This window comes from Sedimentibacter acidaminivorans (assembly GCF_017873955.1).
In the GTDB taxonomy this organism is placed as follows: Bacteria; Bacillota; Clostridia; order Tissierellales; family Sedimentibacteraceae; genus Sedimentibacter; species Sedimentibacter acidaminivorans.
In genome coordinates this window covers 51440-70692 of sequence record NZ_JAGGKS010000006.1, presented here as the reverse complement: position 1 = coordinate 70692, position 19253 = coordinate 51440, and the positions used below count along the sequence as shown (strand labels likewise).

Below are 19253 nucleotides of genomic sequence, written 5' to 3'. Positions count from 1 at the left end.
TATGAAAAGTATAACTGTTGAAAAAAATACAGTTGATGAAGCTGTTGAAGCAGCTTTAAAAGAATTAGAAGCTGAAAAAAGTGAAGTTGAAGTTGAAGTAATAAAAGAGCCTACAAAAGGGTTATTAAGTTTTCTTGGTAGCAAAGTTGCTAAAGTTAAAGTTTCTGTAGTAAATGGTCCGGAAGAAAAAGCAAGAAAATTTTTTGATGTTCTACTGAATAAAATGAATATTAAAGCTGATTTTGAAATAAAATATACTGCAAATTTGTTAAAGGTAGATATTATAAAAGTAAACGAAGACGATAAAGGTATAATTATAGGAAAAAGAGGAAAAAATTTAGATGAAATTCAATTTCTTTTAAATTTAATTGTAAATAGAGGAAGAGAAAATTATATAAGGGTTACTTTCAATGTTGAAGATTACAGAGAAAAAAGAGAAGAAACTTTAAAGAGATTAGCAAGGAAAATGGCTGAAAAATGTAGATATTATAATCATAAAGTAAAGCTTGAACCTATGAATCCTTATGAAAGAAGAATAATACATTCAACATTGCAAGAAGAAAAGGATATTATAACATATTCTGAAGGTGATGAACCATATAGAAAAGTGGTTATCGATAAAAAATAAGAATAATCTTTATTAATGATAAATAAAACCCGGGTATTCGGGTTTTATTTTAATGTAAAATGAATTATTTATGTACATTTATATAATTTTATTGTAAAATGTATATAAGTATATTTATATGGCAATATATGTAATGAAAGATATGGTGATATTATGAATAGTGATACAATAGCTGCAATAGCAACATTTCCAGGTAATTCTGGAATTAATATAATAAGAATAAGTGGGGAAAATGCATTAAATATTGCACAAAGTATTTTTATTGGGAAAAATGAAAAGAATATAAACTCTTCAGGTAAAAGAATTTTTAAATCTAGATATTTACATTATGGGAATATTGTAGATTTAGATAATAAAAAAATAGATGAAGTGTTATTATCATATATGAAAGCTCCAAACACCTATACAAAGGAAGATATAGTTGAAATTAATTGTCATGGTGGTATGATTTCTGCTAAAAAAATATTAGAGGTAATTTTGAAATTTGATTGTAGATTAGCTGAAAGAGGAGAATTTACTAAAAGAGCATTTTTGAATGGAAGAATAGATTTAACTCAAGCAGAAGCTGTTATTGATATAATTAATTCCAAAACAGATTCAAGTCATCAAATTTCTGTAAATCATTTAGAAGGAAGATTATCTCAAGAAATAAATAATGTTATTGATAAACTAATGGATTTATTAGCTAATATTCAAGTAAATATAGATTTTCCTGAATATGATGAAGATGAAATGACAATTAGTAAAGTAAAAGAAACATGTATTTCTATTGTAAATGAATTAGATAGATTAATAAGAACTGCTGATACAGGTAAAATTTTTAAAGAGGGAATAAAGACAGTAATACTTGGAAAACCAAATGTTGGTAAATCATCTCTTATGAATTTTCTTTTAAATGAAAATAGAGCTATAGTAACTGAGATAGCAGGAACTACGAGAGATACAATTGAGGAGTACGTAAATATTAATGGTGTTCCTTTAAGAATTGTCGATACTGCTGGTATAAGAGATACAGACGACTTGATTGAAAAAATAGGTGTAGAAAAAGCCTTAAATAAGGTTAATGATTCAGATTTAATTATTATGTTGTTTGATTCATCAAGAGAGCTAGAGAATGAAGATATAAAAATATTAGATTACATTAGTGGAAAAAAGGTAGTTTATTTAAAAAATAAAACAGATTTAGAAAGTAAATTAAATTTAAAAGAATATAACGAAATAGAAAAAGAAATAATTAATATTTCAGTGTTAAATAATAAAGGATTAGATGAAATTATTGAAAAAATTAGTGAAATGTTTTTTAAAGGTACCATTAATTTAAGCAATGATTTAATAATAAATAATATTAGACATAAAAATTTGTTAGTTAGTGCAAAAAAAAGTTTAGAAGAAGTATTAAAATCTATTGATAATGGAATGACTATAGATTTTATCGAAATAGATTTAAAAGATTCTATGGAAAGTCTAGGACTTATAGTAGGTAAGTCTGTAAGTGATGACTTAGTTCAAAAGATATTTAATGAATTTTGTATAGGTAAATAGATATGTAAGTTAACATATATGTGGATATAAGTTTAGAAAGGAATATGTATGGAAGATAAAGTTAGAGAGTTTCTTGAAGATAAATATGAGGTTATTGTAATAGGAGCTGGTCATGCAGGGTGTGAAGCTGCACTTGCCTCTGCAAGATTGGGGATGAAAACTTTAATATTGACAATGAGTCTTGATTCAATTGCTATGATGCCATGTAATCCTAATATAGGTGGTACAGGTAAAGGACATTTAGTTAGAGAAATAGATGCACTTGGTGGACAAATGGCTTTAAATATAGATAAAACTATGATACAATGTAAGATGCTAAACATTTCAAAGGGCCCAGCTGTACACTCACTTAGAGCACAAGCAGATAAGAAGTATTATCATACAGAGATGAAAAGAGCAATAGAAAATGAAAAAGGACTATGTTTGAAACAGGCAGAAGCAACAGATATAAGAATTAATAGCGATGGAAGTTTTAATGTATACACACAATATGGTTCATATTTTAATTCTTTGTCAGTTATACTTACTACAGGTACTTACTTAATGGGTAGAATTTATATAGGTGAGTATAATCATGCTTCAGGTCCAGATGGACTAGCTCCATCTAATGAATTATCAAATTCTTTGATAAAACTTGGAATTCCATTAAGAAAATTTAAAACTGGAACTCCGGCTAGAATTAATTCTGATACAATTAATTATGATGTTATGGGAGTTCATAGTGGTGACGATGAAATAATTCCTTTTTCATTTATGACTAATGAAATTAATATAGAGCAGGTTCCATGCTATATAACATATACAACTGATAAAACTCATGAGATTATTAAAAATAATTTAGATAGATCACCTTTGTATGAAGGTGTTATACAAAGTGTTGGGCCAAGGTATTGTCCATCTATAGAAGATAAAGTTGTAAGATTTTCTGATAAGGAAAGACATCAGCTTTTCGTTGAGCCGGAAGGTTTAAATACAAAAGAAATGTATATACAAGGCATGTCTTCATCACTTCCATTAGAAGTTCAAATTTCTATGTACAGATCAATGATCGGACTTGAAAAATCAGAAATAATGAGGCCAGCATATGCTATAGAATATGATTGTATTGACCCAACACAATTGAAAAGTAGTCTTGAGTATAAAAATATAAAAAATTTATTTTTTGCAGGACAGGTTAATGGAAGCTCTGGGTATGAAGAAGCTGCTGCACAAGGTATAATTGCTGGTATAAATGCTTCCATGAGTATACAAGGCAAGGATCCATTTATTTTAGATAGATCGGAAGCTTATATAGGTGTATTGATAGATGATTTGGTTACAAAGGGTACAAATGAGCCATATAGAATGATGACATCAAGAGCAGAATATCGACTTGTATTAAGACAAGATAATGCAGATGAACGATTGACTGAAAAAGGATATAAAATTGGATTAGTAAAAGAAAATAGATACAGTAAATTTAAAGAAAAAAAAGAAAAAATAGAAACAGAAATAAGTAGAATTAAAAATTTTAAAATAACACCAAAATCAGAGGTTAATGAGTTTTTAGAAAGCATTGGAAGTGTTCCCCTTAAGATGCCTATTAGCATTTATGAATTGCTTAAAAGACCTGAAATTAACTATGATAATATTATTTCTTTAGATATACAAAGACCTAAATTAAATAAAGAAATTAAAAATTATATTGAAACAATTATTAAATATGAGGGATATATATCTAAGCAAGCCAAGCAAATAGAACAATTCAAAAAACTAGAAAATAAAGTACTTTCAGATGAAATAGATTACAGTTTAATAAGTGGACTTAGAAACGAAGCAAAACAAAAGCTTAATAAAATAAAACCTAAATCAATAGGTCAAGCTTCTAGAATATCAGGGGTTTCACCTTCGGATATAAACGTATTGTTGATTTATTTAGAGCAAAGAAAAAGAAATAATCAGCATGTTGAAAAGGATGGTGAAATAATTGACTAAAGAAATTCTAAAGGATGGTTTTAATAAATTAAATTTGTCCTATGACAGCATAAAAAATGAAAAGTTCGAGAAATATAAGAACCTTTTAAAAGAGTGGAATCAAAAAATTAATATAACTGCTATTAATGATGATGAAGAAATATATATTAAACATTTTCTTGACAGTGTTATTATACTTGACAAAAATATGGAAAATGAAAAAAAAAGAATAATAGACATAGGAACAGGTGGCGGTTTTCCAGGAGTTCCCTTGAAAATTTCAAATAGTAATTATGAAGTTACACTTTTAGATAGTTTGAAGAAAAGAATAGATTTTCTATCAATAGTAATAAAAGAACTAGATTTAAAGGATATGCATCTCATTCATGGAAGAGCGGAAGATTTTGGACAAGATAAAAATTATAGAGAAGAATATGACATTTGCGTGTCTAGAGCAGTAGCTCAACTAAATGTTTTAAGTGAACTTTGTATTCCTTTTGTAAAAGTAGGAGGATATTTTGCGGCTTATAAAAGTGAAAATATTGCCGAGGAAATAAATAGTTCTAAAAGTGCTATTGCAAAACTTGGAGGAAAAATAACAGAAGTTAAGGAAATAAAATTACCTGGTTCTGATATTGTTAGAAAAATAGTTATAATTGAAAAGATAAAAAATACAGATAAGATTTATCCGAGAAAAGCAGGAAAACCAAGTAAAGATCCATTAATATAAGGGGGAGAATATTTTGATAAATAATATAGTAAATATAGATATTAACAAAATAATTCCAAATAAAAACCAGCCGAGAAAATCCTTTGACGATAAAGCTTTAGCAGAATTAAGTTTGTCAATAAAAAATTATGGAATAATTCAGCCTATAACTGTGAGAAAAATATATGATGATATATATGAAATCATAGCTGGGGAAAGAAGATTTAGAGCAGTTAAATTATTGGAAATGGATTCGATACCATCTGTTGTGATTGAGACTGGAGAAGAAGAATCTGCTGCAATGGCACTTATAGAGAATTTGCAAAGAGAGGATTTAGATTTTATCGAAGAAGCTATGGCTTTTGAGAGGCTTATAGAGGATTTTGACCTTAATCAGACAAAACTAGCAGAAAAATTGGGTAAATCTCAATCAACTATAGCAAATAAAATGAGAATACTTAAGTTACCTGAAAGTGTTAAAATTAAAATAAGAGAAGGCGGTTTAAGCGAACGTCATGCAAGAGCCCTTTTAAAAATTGAAGATGAAGAATTACTTCTTAGCTTAGTTGATAAAATTGTAAAAAAAGAGTTAAATGTCAGTGAAACTGAAAAGCTTATTAAATCAATTGTAGAAGATTTTAATAAGAAAAAAACAAAAGATAAAAAATATGTTAGAAATTTCATTAATTATAAAATTTATATAAATACAATTAAAAATGCTTATAATGAGATAGTTAAGACAGGAATTAATGCAAAATTTGAACAAGAAGAGTCTGAGGAATTTATTGAATTGAAAGTAAAAATACCTAAAAAAAGCATGTAAAGGGTGATATGATGTCTAAAATAATAAGTATATTCAATCAAAAAGGTGGAGTAGGAAAAACTACAACGAATGTAAACCTATGTGCAGCACTAGCTTTAAATGGGAAAAGCGTACTAAGTATTGATATTGACCCACAAGGTAATTCCACAAGTGGATTTGGTATAGAAAAAAATAAACTTGAATATACTATATATGATGTTTTGGTTGAAGATTATGATATTAATAGAGTTATTCATAAAACAGAAATATGTAATTTAGATTTAGTACCTGCAAATATTCAGCTTGCAGGAGCGGAGATAGAGCTAACCAATACTAAGTATAGAGAAAAAACATTAGATGAAAAAATCCAAAGCATTTTAAAAAAATATGATTATATTATTATAGATTGCCCTCCATCATTAGGATTGTTATCGCTGAATGCTCTTACAGCTTCAAATACTGTATTGATACCTATACAGTGTGAATATTATTCTTTAGAAGGTGTAAGTCAGTTGATGGATACCGTTAAACTTGTTAGGAGAAATTTAAATCCAAACCTTGAAATAGAAGGCGTTGTATTAAATATGTTTGATGGCAGAACCAATTTATCTATTCAAGTTGTTGAAGAAGTAAAAAAATATTTTAGAGATAAGGTTTATAGAACTGTTATTCCAAGAAATATAAGACTTGCAGAAGCACCAAGTTTTGGACAACCAATAATGGTATATGATGAAAAGTCGAAGGGTAGTGAAGCATATTTGAAGCTATCTGAAGAATTTATAAAAAACAATTAAGGAGATAAATCATGGTAGCTAAACGAAATGCCTTAGGTAGAGGATTATCAGCCTTAATACCTGAAGATTTGGAGAAAGAAGATAAGAATAGAATAGAAGAAATTGATACTAATTTAATATGTCCAAATCCAATACAGCCTCGTAAAGTATTTGAACATGATAAGCTTGAGGAACTCACAGAATCAATAAAAAAATATGGAGTGATACAGCCTATAATTGTTAGAAAAGAAGATAATTTATATACAATTATTGCAGGAGAACGTAGGTGGAGAGCTTGTAAGAGTGCTAATATAAAAAGTATTCCTTGTATTGTAAGAGATATTGAAAATAAAAATGCTTCAGAAATTGCATTGATAGAAAATATTCAAAGAGAAGATTTAAATCCCATTGATGAAGCTAATGCTTATGAATATATTATGGAGAGATATGGTATAACTCAAGAAGATGTATCAAATATAGTTGGCAAATCAAGAGTATATGTTACAAATATAATGAGACTAACTAAACTTGATAAATTTGTTCAGGAGAAAATTGTAACAAATGAAATTACCGCGGGACATGGTAGAGCAATATTAAGTTTACCAAAGGATAAACAAATTGAAATAACTAATAAGATAATAAAAGAAGATTTAAGTGTAAGAGATGTTGAAAAACTTGTTAGAGAAAATAAAAAGATAAAAACTAAAAAAGTTTTTGTTAAAGATAAATATATAACATATGTAGAGGAAATGCTTACTGATAGATTTTCTACAAAGGTAAATATTCAAAGTAAAAAAAATAAAGGTAAAATTGAAATAACATATAGTAATAGTGACGATTTAAATAGAATATTAGAAATACTTAAAATTGAGGAGTAAACATTGCTTTTGTGCAATGTTTTTTATTTTTAATACTTAAAACAAGAGAATGTATCGATATGTATACACTATACAAATTTTTGAAACTCAGATTATAATAAGGTATATAATTATAATGAATATTAAAAAAAATCTAATTTTAATGATGAATTATTAATTTTAGTAACTTTTAAACTATTTTACTTACTAAAACAATTATTATTTAATAACGATTGACAATTTATTAACACGAATATATAATTATAGAGTCATTGATTAATTATTATATAAAGTATAGGGAGGTTATATAATTGCAAAATGTACTTGATTTAACAGCTAAGAAAGCTGAATTTAAACAACTAAAAACGTATATGGACTCAATAAAAGATTCCCAAGGTGTATTAATGCAAACGCTTCACAAGGCACAAGATATATTTGGATATTTGCCAATTGAAGTTCAAAAATTTATATCTAAAGAAATGGATATTCCTTTAGCAGAAGTTTATGGAGTTGCAACATTTTATACCCAATTTTCTATTGAGCCTAAGGGCAAGCATAAAATCGGAGTTTGCTTAGGAACAGCGTGTTATGTAAAAGGTTCTCAGTTAGTATTAGATAAACTAGCTAAAGAACTTAATATTAAAGTAGGTAGTACTACAGAGGATAATTTATTTACACTTGAAGCAACAAGATGTTTGGGTTGCTGTGGATTGGCACCAGTTATGATGATTGACGATGAGGTTTATGGAAAAGTTGACCCAAAGAATATTCCTGACATTATAGCAAAATATAAAGAATAGAGGTGTAATAAATGAAATCGTTAGACGAACTAAAAAAATTAAGAGATGAATCTCTTAAAAATATGGAAATGAGAGATACTGGAAAAGAAATAAGAGTTGTTGTTGGTATGGCAACATGTGGTATAGCTGCTGGTGCAAGACCTGTTTTAAGTTCTTTAGTAGAAGAAGTTGCAAAAAGAAATTTAAAAAATGTACAGGTTGTTCAAACAGGATGTATTGGCATGTGCATATATGAGCCAATAGTTGAAGTATATGCTCCTGATAAAGAAAAAGTAACATATGTTCATATTGATGAAGAAAAAGCAAAGAGAATAATAGCAGAACATATAGTTAATGGTAACGTTGTTAATGAGTATACAATAGGCGCTGTTGAAAAATAGTTTTATTATAGACTAAATGGAGGTAAAGTTATGGCGATTTTCAGATCTCATGTTTTGATTTGTGGGGGAACAGGTTGCACATCATCAAAATCTGATCAAATAAAGAAAAGATTTGAAGAAAAAGTTAAAGAAGTTAATCTAGAAAATGAAATTCAGATTGTTTCTACAGGTTGTTTTGGTCTTTGTGAGGAAGGGCCAATAGTTATAGTTTATCCTGAAGGTTCGTTTTATTCAAGAATGACTATAGATAGAGTTGACGAAATAGTAGATGAACATTTAGTGAAAGGTAGAATTGTAAAAAAATATTTATATGAAGATGGTAGCAAAGATGATAAATTAAAATCTCTAGGTGAAGTTGATTTTTATAAAAAACAATTAAGAGTAGCACTTAGAAATTGTGGTGTTATTGATCCTGAAAATATTAATGAGTATATTGCTAGAGATGGATATATGGCATTAGGGAAAGTACTAACTGAAATGACTCCAGAAGAAGTAATTAAGTTAGTAAAAGATTCAGGTCTTAAAGGTAGAGGTGGAGCAGGTTTTTCTACTGGTATGAAGTGGAGTTTTGCAGCACCAAATAAAGCGGACCAGAAATATGTTATATGTAATGCAGATGAGGGAGATCCAGGTGCATTTATGGATAGAAGTGTTTTGGAAGGAGATCCTCATGCAGTACTTGAAGCTATGGCAATTGCTGGTTATGCTATAGGGGCAACAAAAGGTTTTATATATGTTAGAGCGGAATATCCAATAGCAGTCCATAGGTTAGAAATAGCTATAGGACAGGCAAAGGAATTAGGATTACTAGGTAAAAATATTTTTGGTAGTGGATTTGATTTTGATTTAGAAATTAGGCTAGGAGCAGGTGCTTTTGTATGTGGTGAAGAAACTGCTTTAATGCAGTCTATAGAGGGTAAAAGAGGTATGTCTAGGAATAAGCCTCCATTCCCAGCTAACAAAGGATTATGGGGTAAACCAACAATAATAAATAATGTTGAGACATTAGCAAATATACCTCAAATAATCAATAATGGAGCAGATTGGTTTAGAAGTTTTGGTACTGAAAAATCAGCTGGGACTAAGGTATTTGCACTAGGTGGTAAAATTAATAACACAGGTCTTGTTGAAGTTCCAATGGGAACTACTTTAAGAGAGGTCATTTATGATATAGGTGGTGGATGTCCAAATGGAAAAGCATTTAAGGCTGTACAAACTGGTGGACCTTCTGGTGGATGTTTAACAGCAGATCACTTAGATACACCTATTGATTATGATAATTTAATAGCACTTGGATCTATGATGGGTTCTGGTGGAATGATTGTAATGGATGAAGATAACTGTATGGTTGATATAGCTAGGTTCTTCTTAGACTTCACTGTTGATGAATCATGTGGAAAATGTACTCCTTGTAGAGAAGGTACAAAACGTATGTTGGAAATACTAGATAAGATTACAGAAGGTAAAGCTACTATGGAAGATTTGGATAAACTTGAATCTCTTGCTAGAAATATTAAAGAGACTTCTTTGTGTGGTTTAGGACAGACAGCTCCAAATCCAGTTTTATCAACTATGAAATATTTTAGAGATGAATATGAAGCTCATGTTAAAGACCATAGATGTCCTTCTGGAGTTTGTCAGGCATTATTAAGCTATGTTATAACTATGAATTGTAAAGGTTGCACAAAATGTGCAAGACTATGTCCAGTTGGAGCAATAGAAGGAAAAGTTAAAGAACTTCACACAATAGATCAAAGTAAGTGTATAAAATGTGGTGCTTGTATGGATGCATGTTCATTCAATGCAATCATAAAAAAATAGAGAGGTAGGTGTTCATTTTGGATAAAATAAATATGACTATTAACGGTATACAAGTTAGTGTACCTAAGGATTATACTGTATTATTAGCAGCCAGAGAAGCTGGAATAGATATACCTACACTTTGTTATTTGAAAGATATAAATGAAATAGCAGCTTGTAGGGTTTGTGTTGTAGAAGTAGATATTAATGGTGTTCCTATGAGAAATCTTCCTGCTTCTTGTGTATTGCAAGTACAGGAAGGTATGAATGTTAGAACAAACACTCAAAGAGTTAGAAATGCAGTTAGAATGAATGTAGAATTAATACTTGCTAATCATAATAGAGAGTGTTTGACATGTTTAAGAAATGGAACATGTGAATTACAGAAACTTTGTGATGAATTAGGCATTAAAGATATAGAGTATCAAGGTGAAAAAAGAGAAGCTAAAATAGATAATTTGTCTCATTCAATAGTTAGAGATTCAAGCAAATGTATTCTTTGTGGAAGATGTATAAGTACTTGTAGAGACGTACAAGGAATAGGAGTTTTAGATTTTGTAAACAGAGGATTTAATACTGAAGTTGCTCCAGCGTTTAATTACAGTATGAAAGATGTTGATTGTGTATATTGTGGACAATGTATTCAAGCATGCCCTGTGGCAGCTTTAAGAGAAAGGACATACATTGACGATGTTTGGGATGCTATTGATGATCCAGATAAGTATGTTGTTGTTCAAACAGCTCCAGCAGTCAGAGCATCTCTTGGTGAAGAGTTTGGACTTCCAGTTGGTACTAGAGTAACAGGTAAAATGGTTACTGCATTAAAAATGTTGGGATTTGATAAAGTATTTGATACTAACTTTTCTGCAGATTTAACTATTATGGAAGAAGGAACAGAATTATTACAAAGAGTACAAAATGGTGGAAAATTACCAATGATTACTTCTTGTTCACCAGGTTGGATTAGATATTGTGAAATGAAATATCCAGATTTCTTAGATAACCTTTCAACATGTAAGTCACCACAACAAATGTTTGGGGCAGTATTAAAATCTTATTATGCTGAAAAAGAAGGTATAGACCCTAAAAAAATTGTTTCAGTTTCTGTAATGCCTTGTACATCTAAAAAAACTGAGGCTAATAGACCTGAAATGGAAGTTGATGGATTAAGGGATGTTGACTTTTCAATAACTACAAGAGAACTTGGAGATATGATAAAACAAGCTAGAATTAGCTTTAATAAATTATCAGATGGTCATGCAGATAATATTATGGGTGAATATACTGGAGCGGGTGTAATATTTGGAGCTACTGGCGGTGTTATGGAAGCTGCTCTTAGAACTGTGGCTGACATATTAACAGGTAAAGATTTAGAACAAATTGAATATCAACAAGTTAGAGGTATTGAAGGAGTTAAAGAAGCTTCTGTAGTACTTCCTATAGGTGGTAAAGATACAGAAGTTAAAGTTGCAATAGCTCATGGAACTAAGAATGCTGCAAAAATTCTTGATTCTGTAAGAGCTGGTGAGAAAAATTATCACTTTATTGAAGTTATGGCATGTCCAGGTGGTTGTGTTCATGGTGGAGGACAATCTCATGTTTCAGCAAAGAAAAGATTAGATGTTAATCCTAAGGTTAACAGAGCTAATGCATTGTATGATGAAGATAAATCTCTTCCAATTAGAAAATCACATAAAAATCCTGAAGTAATTAAACTATATGAGGATTATTTAAAAGAACCAAATGGTCATTTATCACATAAATTACTTCATACTCATTATGCAAAAAGAGATGTTTATGAAGTAAGCCAACAAGATGAGTTTGATAAGTTGTTAGATGAAATAAAATAAGTTTATTAAAAACCGGCTAAGCCGGTTTTTTTATTCATATAATTATGTGTAAATATTTATTAGCATATATACTTTTAGTTAGTATATACTTGTGATATAATAGTATTAGTATAAAGTAAATTTTGTTGGGGTGATTATATGATATTAATTAAAAATGGGAGGGTAATCGACCCAGAATCAAAAATAGATGAAGTGCTAGATGTTTTAATTGATGAAAACAAAATAGTTGAAATAAAAAAAAATATTGAAAATAGTAATGTTAAAACAATTATTGAAGCAGATGGAAAAATTGTAGCACCTGGACTTATAGATGTTCATGTACATTTTAGGGACCCTGGATTTACATACAAGGAAGATATATTTTCAGGATCAGAATCTGCTGCATGTGGTGGTTTCACGACGGTAGTTTGTATGGCTAATACTAATCCTGTGGTAGATAATGCGCATACGTTGAAATACCTTATTGATAGATTTAATAATACTAAGATTAATTTACTTCAAACTGCATCTATAACAAAGGGGATAAAAGGCAAAGAACTAGTTGATATGGAGTATTTAAAGTCAGAAGGTGCAGTTGGATTCACAGATGATGGAATACCAATTTTAGATAGCAGCATAATATTGAAATCAATGATTAAAGCTAAAGAACTGAATGTTCCATTAAGTTTTCATGAAGAAGATCCATGTTTTATTGAAAATTCAGGTATAAATGAAGGAATAATATCTAAACAACTTGGATTAGGAGGAGCATCGCATCTAGCTGAAGATTTAATGGTATCAAGAGATTGTGTTTTAGCTATTGAAACTGGAGCTAAAATTAATATTCAACATGTTAGTTCTGGTACTTCAGTTGATTTAATTAGATTTGCAAAATCACATGGTGCAAATATTACTGCGGAAGTTTCACCACATCATTTTTCACTTACAGAAAAAGATGTGTTAGAGTATAAAACATATGGTAAAATGAATCCACCTTTAAGAACTGAAAAAGATAGGTTAAAATTAATTGAGGGATTGAAAGATGGCACAATTGATATTATCGCTACAGATCATGCACCACACAGCTGTAATGAAAAAAATGTAGAATTTACTAAAGCGCCAAGTGGGATAATAGGTTTAGAAACTTCGTTATCACTTGGAATTACAAATTTAGTGATGAAGAAATATCTGAGCATAATGCAGTTGATAGAAAAGATGACTTTAAACCCTGCGAAATTGTACAATCTTAAGGCTGGAAGGATTAATATTGGGTCAATAGCAGACATAGTAATTTTTGACCCTAGTGAAAAGTGGGTTGTTAATAAATTTCATTCTAAATCTTATAATTCTCCATTTTTAGGTAAGGAATTGAGTGGTAAAGTTAAATATACAATTTGCAATGGAATAATAGTTTATAATGATTAATTATTCTGAAATTTTGATAGTATTTAAAGGTTATTGTATTTATTAGGTGAAACAGGTTTAATGAATATAATAAAGAAATTATATCCATAGAAGTGTATTGACATATAATATATAAATATTAAGTTTAAAATAATAATAAGTAGGTGATATGGTGATTTATTTAGATAATGCAGCCACTTCTTTTCCAAAGCCAAGAACAGTATATCAAAATGTAACTAAAGCTATGACTAAATTTGGTGCTAATCCAGGCAGAGGAAGCCATTCTATGGCAATTGAAGGCGCAAAAGTAATATATGAAACTAGAGAACTTTTAGCACAATTTTTTAACTTGGGTGATCCAATGAAAGTTATATTTACGTTTAATGCAACGGATTCATTAAATTTAGCAATTAAAGGTCTTTTAAAATCAGGAGACCATGTTATTACAACATCAATGGAACACAATTCAGTTTTAAGGCCAGTGATGGAACTTGAAAAAATAGGTGTAAGCAATACAATTGTTTCATGTCAAACAGATGGGAAAATTAATATTTTAGATATTGAAAACGCTATAACAAGTAATACTAAGCTAGTTATAACGACACATGTTTCTAATTTAACAGGAACAATTTTTCCCATTGATCAAATTGGAAAAATATGCAAAAAACACAAAATTCATTATTTAGTTGATGCGTCGCAAAGCGCTGGTGTTTTAGATATTGATATGCAAAGTTCAAACATAGACTTTCTTGCTTTTCCTGGTCATAAAGGTTTATTAGGACCACAAGGAACTGGAGCTTTATTAATTAATAGTGAAGTTGAAATGAGTCAATTAAAAGAAGGTGGAACTGGTAGCGAGTCTAGTAATTTAAATCAGCCGAATTTTTATCCTGATAAATTTGAGGCAGGTACACCTAATTTACCTGGTATAGCAGGTTTAAATTCTGGGTTAAAGCACATAATAAACAGGGGCACAAAATCAATTTACAGCCATGAAAAAGAACTTCTTGACCTATTCGTTAAACAATTAAAAAATATCAATAAAATTCAAATATATGGCCCAAATGATATAAATGATAGATGTGGGGTTGTTCCGATTAATATTGAAGGGATTGATTCCTCTGAAGTAGCATATCTGTTAGATACAAAATATAATATAGCTGTTAGACCTGGTTTGCATTGTGCGCCATTAGCACACAAAACTATCGGTACAGAAAAAATAGGTGCAGTGAGATTTAGTGTAGGGCCATTTAATACAAAAACTGACATATTGGCAGCAGTAAAAGCATTAGATGAAATATCTCAAGGTGAGTAGTAAATATATAAAATTTTTTATAATTAGTGACTTAAATAAGAAATGTAATTTGTGTAAATTACATTTCTTAATATTTTTCTAATGAAAAATATTTATAAGTTTGATATACTGTATATTATACAAATTTTGTTAAAGGAGAAATATGAAAAAATTTATACTCTTTTTAGTTACAATGTTATTTGTTTTTATAGTAACATTTTGGTTTACTGGAGGAAAGAAAATAATTGCAACTTTTGATGATAATAAAACATATGAATTTGTAAGTGAAAGAATGATAAGTTACAAATCTCTCGATAGTAGTAAGTTATTTTGTAACGGGATTTTAACTTATAATAATCAGAAAATTACATATTTAGATTATAATAATAATATTATGTGGGAAAATCGTAATAGAGTTTTTATTGATAGTGTATTTATAGATGAAAATTATATATATAAATGTTTTGAAAATAGCATGGAGATAATTAATAAAAATAATCAGAACTATGTAGTTGCTGAAATTCAGGGGAAAATAATAAATGTTTCACGTGAAAATAATAAAATATTTATTATTTCAAAACAAAATAGTGGTAAAAATTTATTGTATATATTAAATGACAATAATGAAGTTATAGTTGAAAATAAGCAATATGATGAAAGTATTACTGGGGTTACTATAAATGGTAAAGCTGAATCTTATTGTGTAAGTACTATAAAATATACAGGTGGAATTATAAAAAATACTATATCATATAATTTAATTGAAGATGTGGAGCTATGGAATGAGACTATTGAAGACGAAATAGTTATAAAAGTAGAAATTTCAAACAACAATATTATAGTATTAGGAACTGAAAATATTTATTGCTTTAATATAAATGGAAGTTTAATGTGGAAAAACAGCAATTATAACAAAGTTAATGACTATGAAATTAATGAAAAACAAGAAAGAATATATATATTATATGATGAAGATGAAAAAACTGAAATCCTAGCATATAATTTTAAAGGTAAAGTAAAAGAAATATATAAATTACCTAAAAACACAAAAAAAATCAAGATAATAAATAACAAGTTATTTATTTATAACAACAATTCAATTAGTATAGCACATGATGGAATTGTAAACAAGCTATTCGATGAAGGCAACTCACAAATAATTGATTTTAATGTTAAAAATAATGAAATGTATATTTTACTCGAAGATAATCTTATTATAGGAAAATTAAAGTAATATATTATTAACAGATGTAAAGTATGATTTATAAATAACTAAAGAAGTGATTAGGAGGGAATATGAATTTTATTGATATTGTTATAATTATATTTATAGGAATAACCTGTTTAGATGGTTATCGGAGAGGGTTTATAAAAACATTATTTGATACCATTGGTATTATAGTTGCCTTTTTTTTAAGCAAGCATTTTTATTATATAGTTGAAGAGTTTTTGTTGCAAAACACTAAATTATTTGCTAAAGTTCATAATTTTTTTGAAATTAAAGCGCTAGGGTTTACTGAGATATTACATAATGGTTCTCAGGATATTGCAAGTGCATTTAGAGAAAAATTAAATCTTCCTATAGAGCTGCAACACGTTATAGGGAATATGTTTAATAATGGTAACTCAACGAATATAGATAATTTTAATGTTTTCGTAAATAATATAAGTGTTATAGTTGTTAGGTCAATTAGTTTTTTAATTACTTTTTTAGCTATTTACATTTTATTGGTTATAGCTTCAAATATTATTAACATGTTATTTAAACTTCCCGTTCTTAACCTAACTAATAAGATGTTTGGAGCAATAACTGGTGCAGCAAAAGCAATAGTAATATTATATATAGCATTTGCACTTTGTTCTCCAGTTATTGGTTTTGTGGAAAACAATATGATAATTGAAGGAATTATGAAATCTGAATCAAGTAAAATATTTTATGATAATAATATAATATTAAATTATTTATCCTATAAAGGATTTTATGAAAATTAAATGGAGGTAGTTATGAAAATAGTAGATGCAAGAGGAAAAACGTGTCCTCAACCAGTAATAATGACAAAAAAGGAAATAGACCTAGGAGAAAATTCAATAACAACAATAGTTGATAATGAAACAGCTAAGCAAAATATTATAAAACTTGGAACAAAATTAAATTATAGTTTTAGTGAGTTATCAAAAGAAGATGGTATATACATAACGCTCAATAAGGGCGAAACAATTGAAGAAGTTGATTATGTATCACCGGATATTGAATTAAGTAAATTAAATAAAGGGTTTGTTTTTGGTACAGATGTATTAGGTTCAGGGTCTGATAAACTTGGTAAAATGTTAATGAAAGGTTTTATTTATACTATTACTGAAACAAAGCCATATCCTAACTTCATAGTATTTTTAAATAGTGGAGTAAAGTTAACAACTGAGGGTTCGGAATCCCTTGATGATTTAAAGAAACTTGAAGGTGAGGGAGTAAAAATTGTTTCATGTGGAACATGTTTAGATTTCTTTGAAATTAAAACAAAATTAGCAGTAGGGCAAGTTAGTAATATGTATGATATAGTAGAAATAATTACAAATTCTGATAATGCAGTTATGATATAATAAATACAGCTAGTGAAACAAAGACATACGTCTTTGTTTTGATGTATTTATTGAATCGTTGTGATGCAAGCCGTTATCTGGCTTGCTTTATGATATAATTAAAGGAGATAATAAGTATGCCTATGAATTTAAATGTAGGAGATGTTGTAAAGCTTAAGAAAAAACATCCATGTGGAGGTTATGATTGGGAAATACTAAGGGTTGGTGCAGATTTTAGAATTAAATGCATTACGTGCCAGAGACAAATCTGGCTGCCTCGAAAGGAAGTTGAAAGAAGGATTACAAAAGTAATAAGTACAGTTGCAGATGATAAAATCAATGTTAAAGAAGAAGACTAATATAAAATAAAAAAGCACATTGTGCTTTTTTATTTTGTATTACATATTAAAAACATATTGAATTAATCACAAATCAATAATCTACTATAAGATTATTGATCCATTTTTTACTTACATACCTTCTTAATACGATAATAAGCTTCAATATTTCTTCACCAAAAACAACAGCCATTACTAGATGTACAGGTAAATGTAAAACTAAAACAGCGAAAAATGAAAGGGGGACTCCAATAAACCATATTGTAACTATATCAAGAAACATACAGAATTTAGTGTCACCACCTGCCCTCAAAATTCCACAAATAAACATATATGTGAACATTTTTGGGGTAAAATATAAACAAAATACAATTAAAGCTTTATCAAGATAATAATTTGTAGTTGTAGACAAATCAAAGAAATCAATTATTTTTCCTCTAAGTAGAAATAATAATATAGAAAATGCTATACTTAATGCTAATGTAATTTTTATAAATTTTTTACTATAGTCGAATGTAACATCTAAATTATTTTTACCAATTTCATTACCTATCATGACAGCAGAAGCGCTTCCAACCCCCATAAATACAGCTTGAAAGAAGTCAGATATATTAGTAGAAACTTGAACAACTGCAATTGCATATGAACCTATTAATCCATAGGCAACAAAGTAAACTGATGTTCCAATTGACCAAGCTGCTTCTGACATAATAACAGGTAGGGAGGTTTTAAGTACACTTTTAAGCATATTTTTATTCCAAGATGTAAATTCTTTAAGAGTACCAGCCAATGGGTGTTCTTTATCTTTATAAATAAAGTACAGTAAAGCTAAAAATTCAAAAGTTCTTGAAATTAGTGTAGCTATCGCAGCTCCTCTAACACCATACGAAGGAAATCCTAGATTTCCAGTTATTAATACCCAATTAATAAAAGTGTTGATAGAAAGTGCAACTGCATTTATTATTGTTGGTACCTTCAATCTGTGAATAGCTCTTGAATTAAAACTAAAAGCAAAAGATATAGATGTAAATGTATATGAAAAGGCTATAATCTTCATATACTGAGCACCCAAATCAATTACATATGAATCAGAAATAAAAATTCTCAGTATTTGTTTTGGAAATAAAAATACGATAATTGAGAAAATAATAGACAAAGATGTGCCGATTATAAGATCAATTCCAAAAATTTTCTTGATACTTTTTGTATCTCCAACTCCCCAATATTGAGCAATGAAAATAGATGCACCACTAAAAATTCCAAAACAAATAGTAGAAAAAATAAAATAAAACCTATTTCCTAAACCTACTGCGGTAATAGCATCCTCTCCTAGTTTACTTACCATTACAGTATCTATCATATTGAGTCCGATACTAATAATGTGTTGGATAATAACAGGTAATGCAATAAAAAACAGAGTTTTATAAAACACCTTATCCTTAGTTAAATTATTCATAATGCACCTATCCTTATAAAATATGACCAATATAAAATCCATTATATAATAAAGAAAATATTAATACAATGAAAATAATACAAAAATGTATTGACTTACAGTTTTAAATGC

18 protein-coding genes are annotated in these 19253 nt (G+C 28.7%); 17 read left to right on the top strand and 1 reads right to left on the bottom strand.

Annotated elements, in window-relative coordinates:
• Nucleotide 1 precedes the first annotated feature (1 nt).
• From jag to J2Z76_RS10530, 17 genes are all read left to right on the top strand, one after another.
• Nucleotides 2-628 (top strand): RNA-binding cell elongation regulator Jag/EloR, encoded by a 627-nt coding sequence (gene jag, locus J2Z76_RS10610; RefSeq protein ID WP_209512030.1) that lies wholly within the window; start codon nucleotides 2-4, stop codon nucleotides 626-628.
• Nucleotides 629-778: 150 nt separating this feature from the next.
• Nucleotides 779-2170: a tRNA uridine-5-carboxymethylaminomethyl(34) synthesis GTPase MnmE gene (gene mnmE / locus J2Z76_RS10605; RefSeq protein WP_209512198.1), complete on the top strand. Its 1392-nt coding sequence runs from the start codon at nucleotides 779-781 to the stop codon at nucleotides 2168-2170.
• Between the two features lie 48 nt (nucleotides 2171-2218).
• Nucleotides 2219-4144, top strand: a complete 1926-nt coding sequence (gene mnmG / locus J2Z76_RS10600) for a tRNA uridine-5-carboxymethylaminomethyl(34) synthesis enzyme MnmG (protein WP_209512029.1) — start codon at nucleotides 2219-2221, stop codon at nucleotides 4142-4144.
• Nucleotides 4137-4853 (top strand): 16S rRNA (guanine(527)-N(7))-methyltransferase RsmG, encoded by a 717-nt coding sequence (gene rsmG, locus J2Z76_RS10595; protein ID WP_209512028.1) that lies wholly within the window; start codon nucleotides 4137-4139, stop codon nucleotides 4851-4853. The genes mnmG and rsmG overlap by 8 nt, the downstream gene beginning before the upstream one ends.
• A gap of 13 nt (nucleotides 4854-4866) precedes the next feature.
• On the top strand, nucleotides 4867-5655 hold the full coding sequence (gene noc, locus J2Z76_RS10590) for a nucleoid occlusion protein (RefSeq protein WP_209512027.1): 789 nt from the start codon (nucleotides 4867-4869) through the stop codon (nucleotides 5653-5655).
• An 11-nt stretch (nucleotides 5656-5666) separates the two neighbouring features.
• Nucleotides 5667-6428, top strand: a complete 762-nt coding sequence (locus tag J2Z76_RS10585) for a ParA family protein (RefSeq protein WP_209512026.1) — start codon at nucleotides 5667-5669, stop codon at nucleotides 6426-6428.
• 11 nt (nucleotides 6429-6439) lie between these two features.
• Nucleotides 6440-7285: a ParB/RepB/Spo0J family partition protein gene (locus tag J2Z76_RS10580; protein WP_209512025.1), complete on the top strand. Its 846-nt coding sequence runs from the start codon at nucleotides 6440-6442 to the stop codon at nucleotides 7283-7285.
• A gap of 290 nt (nucleotides 7286-7575) precedes the next feature.
• A complete protein-coding gene (nuoE, locus tag J2Z76_RS10575; protein WP_209512024.1) occupies nucleotides 7576-8064 on the top strand; it encodes an NADH-quinone oxidoreductase subunit NuoE in 489 nt (162 codons plus the stop codon).
• An 11-nt stretch (nucleotides 8065-8075) separates the two neighbouring features.
• Entirely contained in the window at nucleotides 8076-8444 is a 369-nt protein-coding gene (locus tag J2Z76_RS10570) for a (2Fe-2S) ferredoxin domain-containing protein (protein ID WP_209512023.1), read from the top strand.
• Between the two features lie 30 nt (nucleotides 8445-8474).
• Nucleotides 8475-10265: an NADH-quinone oxidoreductase subunit NuoF gene (gene nuoF / locus J2Z76_RS10565; protein WP_209512022.1), complete on the top strand. Its 1791-nt coding sequence runs from the start codon at nucleotides 8475-8477 to the stop codon at nucleotides 10263-10265.
• A gap of 17 nt (nucleotides 10266-10282) precedes the next feature.
• The gene (locus J2Z76_RS10560; RefSeq protein ID WP_209512021.1) at nucleotides 10283-12094 is read left to right on the top strand and encodes an NADH-dependent [FeFe] hydrogenase, group A6; all 1812 of its coding nucleotides are present in this window, start codon (nucleotides 10283-10285) and stop codon (nucleotides 12092-12094) included.
• A 138-nt stretch (nucleotides 12095-12232) separates the two neighbouring features.
• Nucleotides 12233-13498: a dihydroorotase gene (locus J2Z76_RS10555; RefSeq protein ID WP_209512020.1), complete on the top strand. Its 1266-nt coding sequence runs from the start codon at nucleotides 12233-12235 to the stop codon at nucleotides 13496-13498.
• A 151-nt stretch (nucleotides 13499-13649) separates the two neighbouring features.
• Nucleotides 13650-14792, top strand: a complete 1143-nt coding sequence (locus J2Z76_RS10550) for an aminotransferase class V-fold PLP-dependent enzyme (RefSeq protein WP_209512197.1) — start codon at nucleotides 13650-13652, stop codon at nucleotides 14790-14792.
• Between the two features lie 142 nt (nucleotides 14793-14934).
• Nucleotides 14935-16005, top strand: coding sequence for a DUF5711 family protein (locus tag J2Z76_RS10545; RefSeq protein WP_209512019.1), 1071 nt, complete (start codon nucleotides 14935-14937; stop codon nucleotides 16003-16005).
• 62 nt (nucleotides 16006-16067) lie between these two features.
• Nucleotides 16068-16763: a CvpA family protein gene (locus tag J2Z76_RS10540; RefSeq protein WP_209512018.1), complete on the top strand. Its 696-nt coding sequence runs from the start codon at nucleotides 16068-16070 to the stop codon at nucleotides 16761-16763.
• 12 nt (nucleotides 16764-16775) lie between these two features.
• Nucleotides 16776-17369 (top strand): sulfurtransferase-like selenium metabolism protein YedF, encoded by a 594-nt coding sequence (gene yedF, locus J2Z76_RS10535; RefSeq protein ID WP_209512017.1) that lies wholly within the window; start codon nucleotides 16776-16778, stop codon nucleotides 17367-17369.
• A 116-nt stretch (nucleotides 17370-17485) separates the two neighbouring features.
• Nucleotides 17486-17707 carry a DUF951 domain-containing protein gene (locus tag J2Z76_RS10530; RefSeq protein WP_209512016.1) on the top strand — a complete coding sequence of 74 codons (222 nt, stop codon included), beginning with the start codon at nucleotides 17486-17488 and terminating at the stop codon, nucleotides 17705-17707.
• Nucleotides 17708-17780: 73 nt separating this feature from the next.
• Here J2Z76_RS10530 and J2Z76_RS10525 read toward each other — a convergent pair whose 3' ends face one another.
• The gene (locus tag J2Z76_RS10525; RefSeq protein ID WP_209512015.1) at nucleotides 17781-19142 is read right to left on the bottom strand and encodes an MATE family efflux transporter; all 1362 of its coding nucleotides are present in this window, start codon (nucleotides 19140-19142) and stop codon (nucleotides 17781-17783) included.
• Nucleotides 19143-19253 lie beyond the last annotated feature (111 nt).